At 38.7% G+C, this 8520-nt stretch carries 10 protein-coding genes; 4 read left to right on the top strand and 6 right to left on the bottom strand.

What is annotated here, in order from left to right:
- From J7J33_00415 to J7J33_00390, 6 genes are all read right to left on the bottom strand, one after another.
- On the bottom strand, nucleotides 1-296 hold a 296-nt coding region (locus J7J33_00415), incomplete at its 3' end, for an NUDIX domain-containing protein (GenBank protein ID MCD6167760.1).
- Nucleotides 293-1549, bottom strand: a complete 1257-nt coding sequence (locus J7J33_00410) for an adenosylhomocysteinase (GenBank protein MCD6167759.1) — start codon at nucleotides 1547-1549, stop codon at nucleotides 293-295. The genes J7J33_00415 and J7J33_00410, both read right to left, overlap by 4 nt.
- 13 nt (nucleotides 1550-1562) lie before the next feature.
- Entirely contained in the window at nucleotides 1563-2375 is an 813-nt protein-coding gene (locus tag J7J33_00405) for a M55 family metallopeptidase (protein ID MCD6167758.1), read from the bottom strand.
- A gap of 15 nt (nucleotides 2376-2390) precedes the next feature.
- Nucleotides 2391-3671, bottom strand: coding sequence for a nodulation protein NfeD (locus J7J33_00400; GenBank protein MCD6167757.1), 1281 nt, complete (start codon nucleotides 3669-3671; stop codon nucleotides 2391-2393).
- A gap of 27 nt (nucleotides 3672-3698) precedes the next feature.
- On the bottom strand, nucleotides 3699-4295 hold the full coding sequence (recR, locus tag J7J33_00395; GenBank protein ID MCD6167756.1) for a recombination protein RecR: 597 nt from the start codon (nucleotides 4293-4295) through the stop codon (nucleotides 3699-3701).
- Complete coding sequence (locus tag J7J33_00390; protein ID MCD6167755.1) at nucleotides 4273-5343, bottom strand: Mrp/NBP35 family ATP-binding protein; 1071 nt, start codon at nucleotides 5341-5343, stop codon at nucleotides 4273-4275. The genes recR and J7J33_00390 overlap by 23 nt, the downstream gene beginning before the upstream one ends.
- Before the next feature lie 171 nt (nucleotides 5344-5514).
- Between J7J33_00390 and J7J33_00385 the strand changes: the two genes are divergently transcribed.
- The 4 genes from J7J33_00385 to J7J33_00370 all read left to right on the top strand — a co-directional run bounded on the left by J7J33_00385 (nucleotide 5515) and on the right by J7J33_00370 (nucleotide 8502).
- Nucleotides 5515-5853 carry a carboxymuconolactone decarboxylase family protein gene (locus J7J33_00385; protein ID MCD6167754.1) on the top strand — a complete coding sequence of 113 codons (339 nt, stop codon included), beginning with the start codon at nucleotides 5515-5517 and terminating at the stop codon, nucleotides 5851-5853.
- 97 nt (nucleotides 5854-5950) lie between these two features.
- The gene (locus tag J7J33_00380) at nucleotides 5951-7297 is read left to right on the top strand and encodes an acetate kinase (GenBank protein ID MCD6167753.1); all 1347 of its coding nucleotides are present in this window, start codon (nucleotides 5951-5953) and stop codon (nucleotides 7295-7297) included.
- Between the two features lie 34 nt (nucleotides 7298-7331).
- Nucleotides 7332-7958, top strand: coding sequence for an FAD-dependent thymidylate synthase (locus J7J33_00375; protein MCD6167752.1), 627 nt, complete (start codon nucleotides 7332-7334; stop codon nucleotides 7956-7958).
- Complete coding sequence (locus J7J33_00370) at nucleotides 7945-8502, top strand: dCTP deaminase (GenBank protein ID MCD6167751.1); 558 nt, start codon at nucleotides 7945-7947, stop codon at nucleotides 8500-8502. The genes J7J33_00375 and J7J33_00370 overlap by 14 nt, the downstream gene beginning before the upstream one ends.
- Nucleotides 8503-8520 lie beyond the last annotated feature (18 nt).

The following is an 8520-nucleotide window of genomic DNA, read 5'->3' as shown; positions in this document are numbered from 1 at the left end:
GATAGATACTCTGCCACAACATCTATTATTACATAGTGAAATTTAATCCTTTCGTTTTCCTCTTCTATGAGTTCATAGACCTTTGCAATACCAATGGGGTCTATCTCTATCCCTGCTTCTTCAAATACCTCTCTCTTTGCACACTCAAATATCTTTTCTCCAAGCTTCAGGGTGCCACCCGGAAGATTCCACTTCCCTCTTCCTGGCTCATTTCCTCTCTTTTCAATGAGCACATAATCTTTATTAAAAACAATAACACCGATACCAACTACAGGAGAAGATGGAAATATCTTCATGTGCCAATTTCCCAGCTTGAGAGATACTTCCTCTGTTCCTCTGTCAACTCATCTATCTCAAATCCCATTGTTTTTAATTTAATCCTTGCAATCTCATTATCTATATCCTCTGGAACATTGTAAACCTTCTTCTCAAGCTTCCCTCTATTTTCAACGAGAAATTTTACCGACATAAATTGATTTGAGAAACTCATATCCATAACGCTTGATGGATGTCCCTCTGCTGCAGAAAGATTTAGAAGTCTTCCCTCTGCAACAAGGTAGATTCTCTTCCCATTCTTCAGTGTGTATTCAGTTAAATTCTTTCTAATTTCTCTCTTTCCATTGCTTATCCTCTCCAATCCTTCAACATCTATTTCAACATTGAAGTGTCCTGAATTTCCAAGTATTACTCCATCTTTCATCTTCTCAAAGTGCTCCAATCTTATTACATGGTAGTCACCTGTGGCAGTTACAAAGATGTCTCCAATTAGAGATGCCTTTTCCATCTTCATGATCTCAAAACCTTCCATTGCAGCTTCAAGTGCCTTTACAGGATCCACCTCTGTTACAATGACTCTTGCACCCATTCCCCTTGCCCTCTCTGCAATTCCTCTTCCACAGAAACCAAATCCTGCCACAACAAAAACCTTCCCTGCTAAGAGTATGTTTGTTGCCCTGAGGATTCCGTCAATGGTTGACTGTCCTGTTCCAAACCTGTTGTCAAAGAAGTGTTTTGTTTTTGCATCATTAACTGCAATTATTGGGTATGAGAGTACCTTTTCCTTCTCAAGACTCCTCAGTCTTATCACCCCTGTTGTTGTCTCCTCAGTTCCACCAATTATATCTTTAAGGTAGTCCCTCATCTTTGAGTGAAGCATGGATACAAGGTCAGCTCCATCATCCATGGAAATATTTATCCCTTTCTCAATCACCCTTTTTATATTTTTGTAGTACGTCTCCTTATCCTCTCCCCTTACAGCAAAAACAGGAATTTCAAAATCTTTAACAAGACTTGCCGCAACATCATCCTGTGTTGAGAGAGGATTTGATGCGGTAAGATAAACATCTGCACCTGCCTCTTTAAGAGCAATCATTAAATTTGCAGTTTCGCTTGTTACATGAAGACATGCACCAATCTTTATTCCCTTGAAAGGTTTTTTGGGAGCAAACCTCTCTCTTATCTCATTTAAAACCTTCATTTCATTTTTTGCCCATTCAATTTTCAGTTTCCCCTCTCCACTGAGATTGAGATCCTTTACAAAGTAATCCATTCTTTACTCCTTTCTAAAGATTCTTACTAAAAGATGCCATAACTATTGATGACATCAGGAATCTGTATATATCTTTAAAGGAATCTGATTTAAAGGAAATAGTCCTTCCACCTTTCCTCTCTGAATTTGGAATTAAACTTACAAGCTCCGCCTTGATGGTATCAAGGAATGTTATTTCAATATTTATTGGTTTTTCAAATGTAAATGGTTTGATTTTTTCAATTTGCTGAAGGGCAAGTTTTGTATTTTCTTTGAGTTCTTTATGCACCTTTTCTACAGGATAAAGTAAGGCAGAGTATCTACCAATAGATTCCTTTGTCACTACAAAATGCGTTCCCTTTAGATTTTTCTGGGAAAAGTTTTTTAACTTATCATCTCCAGATACAAGGACAACGGGAACAGAGTATTCTCCAAGAAATGCTGCATTTATCTCAGTTTCTCCCACAACCATGCCATTTAACTTTATCTCATATATTGAAGAACTTGAATATGTGTGATCCATCTCTGCATTTTCCGTCCCCACTGGAGCATGGTATCCTATGAATATTCCGGCATCAAAGGTTTCATCTATTCCCTGAACCATATAAAACTTTCTTGGAAAGCCAGAGACAAGTTTTACATTCTTTGGGAGTTTCCCTATATCTATGTTTCTTCCAAAGGAGTGTGAATCGCAGACTAAAATTTCTGAGTTTCCTTCAACTTCCATTATCCCTTCTATTACTGATAGAAGTTCCTCTGTCATAAAGAAACTGATCCTTTCCTGTTTTTCCTTCCAGTATGTAAGTCCTGATATCCCTTCCATGTCAATGGAAATAAATACCTTCATAGCTACCTCCATAATCTATCTAATCCTTTTTACAAAAATTTTACCCCCCTCTACTTTTGTTACAACAATCTTTTTCCCTTTTTCAATGAACTCTCCATCTGTTAAAGCATCATACCTCTTTCCTTCAATTTCCACCACCCCAGCAGGTCTTAGCATCGTAATTGCTTTTCCTTCCTTTCCTTCAAGGTGCTTCTCTTCTTTTACAGCAACATACCCTTCCTTCCTCGTCTCCCTTCTTGCAAGCCCAAGTTTCTTCCATATGGGAAGTTTTGGGAAGAAGAAGAGAAGAACAAGAAAAGAGACAAGGAGAATTAGAGCCACGATACCTATAGTGTGTATTGCACCTACTCCACCACCAAGGGTTAAAAATATGGATATAAAAATAAGAGCAATTCCAGATATTCCTGCTATGCCAAAGCCAGGGATGACAAATATTTCAAGGAGCAGTAGAACAACCCCTGCTATAAACATTAGTGTGTAAAGCCAGTTTCCAATTCCTGCTATCATATGCCCTCCAAAGAATAATGATAATGCAACAAGTCCCATGGTTCCAGGTATTCCAAATCCTGGAGTTGTTGCCTCTATGATTAAACCAAGAAGTCCAACAATTAGTAAAATTTCCCTTACAGTTGAAGATGTGAGAAATCCAGCAACTCTCTCAGATGGGAGAGGAGAGAGATCAGAGATCTCAAATTCATCAAGGTTGAAGTGTGATAGAATATCATTCAAGCTGTTAGATTCATAATCGCTAAATCCCAGTTTCTTTGCCTTTTCGCTGGATAGAGTAAGCAGTTCTCCCCTCTTAACAACTCCCTCAATCTCTATCTCTTTATCAACCATGGAGGCACCAATTTTTGGGTCTCTTCCATTTGCTTCGCATGTGGATTCAAACTCGCCCCTTACTGCAGAAATAGTCTTTTCTGTGGTTGGGATTGGTTCAGCTGCCCCCATACTTGCACCAGATGAGAAGACAATTTTTTTACATGAGAGAGCTATCAAAGCTCCTGCTGACCATGCCCTCCCCTTAATCCATGCTATTGTGGGAACATCCACATGAAGGAGTCTATCCCTTATCTTTGTTGCAGCGTCAAGAGCGCCACCAAATGTATCTATCTCAACAACTATAGCTTTAACTCCTTCCATATCTTTAAGGCATCTATCCACATATTTTGATAGTCCAAGATTTATCTCTCCTTCAATGTGTAAAACAATTACCCTTTCCTTAGAGGCAGATGTTTTACCAATGGATAAGAGGAGTATCAGGAAAATTACTCCCAGTATAATATATTTTCTCATACAGGAATTATAGCATAGATAAACTCTTTACTTTTCTTCTCTCCTCTCCTTCAAAGCTTCAAGAAGGGATGTATCATCTATAGCTTCAAGATATGTGGAACCAGATATCCCCCTCGCAAGGGATGAGATCTTGACTGGATACTTCTTCAGTATCTTTTTAATGTATTCCTTTGTTATATCTCCTTCCCATTGAGGGGAGAGGGCAAAGATCACCTCTTTAACATTCCCCTCCTTCACCCTCTCCTCCAATTCTCTTATGGTCAGGTGTTCTACCCCAACTTTACCATGGGTAGATATGTGACCTCCAAGGACATGGTAAACCCCTTTATAGTAGCCAAGATTTTCTATCCTTACCAAATCCTTTACTTCCTCAACGACAAGAATTGTTGAGTGATCTCTTCCTTCATCTTTACATATACTGCAGATCTCATCCTCTGTAAGGTTAAAGCAAATCTTACACCTCTTTACTTTACTTCTTGCCTCCTCAATGGATTTGATTAGTTCATCCACTCTATCAGGTGACATCCTCAGTATGTAGAGAGCAAGTCTCTCTGCGCTCTTTGGTCCTATCCCAGGAAGCCTCTCAAGAACATCAATTAGTTTAAGTAGACTTTTTGGATACACCTGTTAATTCCACCACCTTCTTTGCTATCTCAAAAAATGCCTTTGATGAGGCAGATTCAGGATTCTTTACGGTTATTGGTTCACCTCTATCTCCCCCCTCTCTCAAGTCAAGTTCCATTGGTATCTTCCCAAGAAGAGGAACCTTTAACGCAATACTCATTGCCTCTCCCCCACCCTCTCCAAATATGTTGTATCTCTTTCCAGAATCAGGGCATATAAAGTAGCTCATATTTTCAATGACACCAAGAAGCTTTACATTTAATTTTTCAAAGGTTTTTGCACTTCTTAAAGCATCAGACACTGCCACTCTCTGTGGCGTTGTTACTACAATGGCGCTTGTCAACGGGAGAGATTGTCCAACTGTAATTGTTGCATCTCCTGTTCCAGGGGGAAGGTCAATTAAGAGGAAATCAAGGTCTCCCCACACTGTGAATTGGAACAATTCCTTTATTGCCTTTGTTACAAGTGGACCTCTCCATATTACAGGAGAACCCTCTCCACTCATCATAAAACCAAGGGACATAACCCTTACACCAAACCTTTCATGGGGTATTATTTTGTTGTCAATACCGTATGGTTTTTCCTTTATCCCAAACATTATTGGTATATTTGGTCCATGTATATCTGCATCAAGAATTCCAGTTCTGTATCCCAATTTTGACAATGCTATGGCAAGGTTCGTTACCACAGTGGATTTGCCAACACCACCCTTTCCAGAGCCAATAGCTATGAGATGCTTAATGTTCCCCTTCTCAAGGATTGGTGGTTTTCCTGTCCAGTTTGGAAATATCTTTTTTATTTCTTCCTCTGTAAGTTTTCCAAATGTAATATTCACCTCTTTGAAACCCAACTCTTTAAGTACCTTTTCAGCGTTGTTCTTCATTTCATTTTTCAGAGGACACTCTGAAACGGTAAGGGCAAGGGTGAAGGAGACTTTGTCATCTTCAACAGTTAGGTCCTTAACCATACCTAAATCCACTATATTTTTTCCTATTTCAGGATCTACAACCTTCCTTAACGCTTTTAAAACCTCTTCTTTCTTCTCCATTTTTTATCTCCTTTAAAATAAGTTTCTTTTTCAATTTTACCATTTTTTGTATGAGTCTTTTTGATAAAGGTTGCTTTTAGAAAAAATTTTTCAAAAATCTATAGGATTTTTTTGATTAAAATTTAACATTTTATGGTATAATTGTTATGAAAAATTTTTAGGAGGTGAAAAATGGCAGAGAACATGAAAGCTACATTGGATGAATTTATGGGAGCACTTGGAGAGCTAAAAAAGACTCATCCAGAGTATGTGAAACTCTTTATTGACCTTGTTCATGGAATTGAAGGAGAAGGCAAGCTCTCAACAAAGGTTAAAGAACTCATCTCTGTTGCACTTGCTGTAAATGCAAGATGTAAATACTGCATTGCCTTCCATACAAACAACGCATTGAAAGCTGGAGCAACAAAGGAGGAGATAATTGAAGCAGGTTTTGTTGGAGCATTGATGGGTGGTGGACCAGCTCTAACATACCTTACATTGCTCATTAAAGCACTTGAAGACCTTAAGTAAGGTTAATCTTTCCACATCTTATAGGGGGCTTTTGCCCCCTCATTTATTTTTTGTATTATAATAAAACTAAACTCTAACTAAAAATAGGAGGAAAAAGATGGACATACTCACCTTGAACTGTGGAAGTTCTTCTGTTAAGTATTTACTTTACAGCTGGGACAAGAAGAGAACCCTTGCAAGAGGAATTGTGGAGAGAGTAACTATTGGGGGTTCATTTATAAGACATCTTGTTCCAGGAAGAAAAGAAGTGAAAATTGAGCATGAGTGTCCTGATCATAGAGAGGCAATAAAACTCATAATTGACACCCTTCTTGATCCAGAGATAGGTGCCATTAAAGACCTCAAAAGCATTAAGGGTGTAGGTCACAGAATGGTTCATGGTGGTGAGAAGTTTGCCAAATCTGTGATTATTGATGAGGAATTTTTAAAAGTCTTTGAAGAACTTTCCCCCCTCGCTCCCCTCCACAATCCACCAAACCTCATGGGAGTTAGAGCTGCAAAGGAGATTCTCCCAGATGTTCCCCACTGTGCAATAATGGATACTGCATGGCATCAAACAATGCCTAAACATGCATACATCTATGCACTTCCATATGAGTGGTATGAGAAGTATGGAGTTCGTAGGTATGGATTTCACGGAACATCCCTTCTGTATGTAGCCAAGAGAGCGGCAGTACTACTTGGTAAAGATCCCTTTGAGACAAACCTTATCTCACTTCACATTGGAAATGGAGCAAGTGCAGATGCAGTAAAGAATGGTATTTCAGTGGATACCTCTATGGGACTTACACCCCTTGAAGGACTTGTCATGGGGACAAGGGCAGGAGACCATGATGCAGGAATAGATTTCTTCATGATGAGAAAGGAGAACCTTACCGTTGATGAGATTGATAAAATTTTAAATAAGAAGAGCGGACTCCTTGGTATCACTGGGAAGTATGCAGATAGGAGAGATATTGAGAAGGCAGCAAGAGAAGGAGATGAGAGGGCTCAACTTGCCATTGAGATTGAAGCCTATAGACTCAAAAAGTACATCGGTGCCTACTTTGCAGTTCTTGGAAGAGTTGATGCCATTGTATTCACCGCAGGTGTTGGTGAGATGAGTTCAACAATAAGAGGTAAAGCATTGGATGGGCTTGAAGGACTTGGAATAATCTATGATAAGAGGAAGAATGAACTTGCAAGGACAAGAAATGCAGAAACAGAGATAACTGGAGAGGGTTCAAAGGTGAGAATATTTGTCATACCCACAGATGAAGAGATAGTTTTTGTTGAGGATACTGTGGCTTTGATTGAAGGTAGATACGATGTTCATACAAGGTTTAAGTATTCATTTGAAGACCCAAATTACAGAAACCTTGAAAGGGAGGAAGCTTTAAAGGAAGAACTCAAGGAGAAGCCAGAATTAGCCGAAGTCATAGTAAGGCCGCCTGGACAGAAATAGATTTAGAGGGAAAACCCCTCCTTTTTAATTTTATATGAAAGTTGAACTTATATATATAACACCAAATCCAGAAAAGGTGATTGAAGAAGCAGGTAGAACCTCCTACCAATCCTTTAACAGAATGGAAGAGGGAAGTGGAAAAAAGTTTATAAGAATGATAATTGATCTTGGACACCTCTCTGTTATTGAACATGCAGTGGCAAGCTTTAGAATCAGCGATGTATCACGGAGTCTTACCCATCAACTTGTAAGACACAGACTTGCATCTTTTACCCAGAAGTCTCAAAGATATGTGGATGAAAGAAACTTTACCTTTGTTGAGCCACCGAAGGTAAAGAAAAATCCTAAGGCACATAAAATTTATTTAAACTTTATGGAGAGTGTGAGAGAAACATACAAAAAATTGAGAGATTTAAAAATTCCAAAGGAGGATGCAAGATTTGTGCTTCCCAATGCAACCACAACAGAAATTGTAATTACTGCCAATTTAAGGGAGTGGCGACACATAGTTGAACTCAGAGGAAGTGAACATGCTCAATGGGAGATAAGGAGGATGACAATAGAGATTCTTAAGATACTGAAGAGGGAAGCTCCAACAGTTTTTGAAGATTTTGTTATAGTTGGGGATCATGTGGAAAGGAGGAAGAATGTTAAAGAATGATAAGTGGATAAAAAGAATGGCAAAGGAGAAGAGAATCATAGAGCCATTTGAGGAGAAGCAGGTTAAGAAAGGCGTTATCTCTTTTGGACTTTCATCCTATGGTTATGATATAAGGCTCTCAGATGAATTTAAAATCTTTACAAATGTCTTTAACTCAATTGTAGATCCAAAGAACTTTGATCCAAAGAGTTTTGTGGATTTTAAAGGAGAAGTTTGCGTCATACCACCAAACTCCTTTGTTCTTGGGAAAAGTCTTGAGTACTTTAGGATTCCGAGAGATGTTCTTGGAATATGTGTTGGAAAGTCCACCTATGCAAGATGCGGAATCATTGTGAACATAACCCCTCTTGAACCGATGTGGCGAGGCTATCTAACTATAGAGATATCAAATACTACACCTCTTCCTGTGAAGGTTTATGCAAATGAAGGTATAGCACAGGTTATATTTCTTGGTGCAGAGGAGGAGTGTGAGGTAAGCTATAAGGATAAGAAAGGCAAATATCAGGAACAGAAAGGTATAGAATTGCCAAAGATTGATAAGTAATTAGATTCTTCTTCTAAA

This window comes from Caldisericia bacterium (genome assembly GCA_021158845.1).
In the GTDB taxonomy this organism is placed as follows: domain Bacteria; phylum Caldisericota; class Caldisericia; order B22-G15; family B22-G15; genus B22-G15.
This window is presented reverse-complemented; position numbering and strand designations above follow the sequence as displayed.

Excerpts from the sequence above, each read along its gene's own strand:
- J7J33_00370 (MCD6167751.1), top strand. The coding sequence starts at position 7,945 with ATGTTAAAGAATGATAAGTGGATAAAAAGAATGGCAAAGGAGAAGAGA.
- J7J33_00405 (MCD6167758.1), bottom strand. The coding sequence starts at position 2,375 with ATGAAGGTATTTATTTCCATTGACATGGAAGGGATATCAGGACTTACA.
- J7J33_00380 (MCD6167753.1), top strand. The coding sequence starts at position 5,951 with ATGGACATACTCACCTTGAACTGTGGAAGTTCTTCTGTTAAGTATTTA.
- J7J33_00410 (MCD6167759.1), bottom strand. The coding sequence starts at position 1,549 with ATGGATTACTTTGTAAAGGATCTCAATCTCAGTGGAGAGGGGAAACTG.
- J7J33_00400 (MCD6167757.1), bottom strand. The coding sequence starts at position 3,671 with ATGAGAAAATATATTATACTGGGAGTAATTTTCCTGATACTCCTCTTA.
- J7J33_00385 (MCD6167754.1), top strand. The coding sequence starts at position 5,515 with ATGGCAGAGAACATGAAAGCTACATTGGATGAATTTATGGGAGCACTT.
- J7J33_00390 (MCD6167755.1), bottom strand. The coding sequence starts at position 5,343 with ATGGAGAAGAAAGAAGAGGTTTTAAAAGCGTTAAGGAAGGTTGTAGAT.
- J7J33_00375 (MCD6167752.1), top strand. The coding sequence starts at position 7,332 with ATGAAAGTTGAACTTATATATATAACACCAAATCCAGAAAAGGTGATT.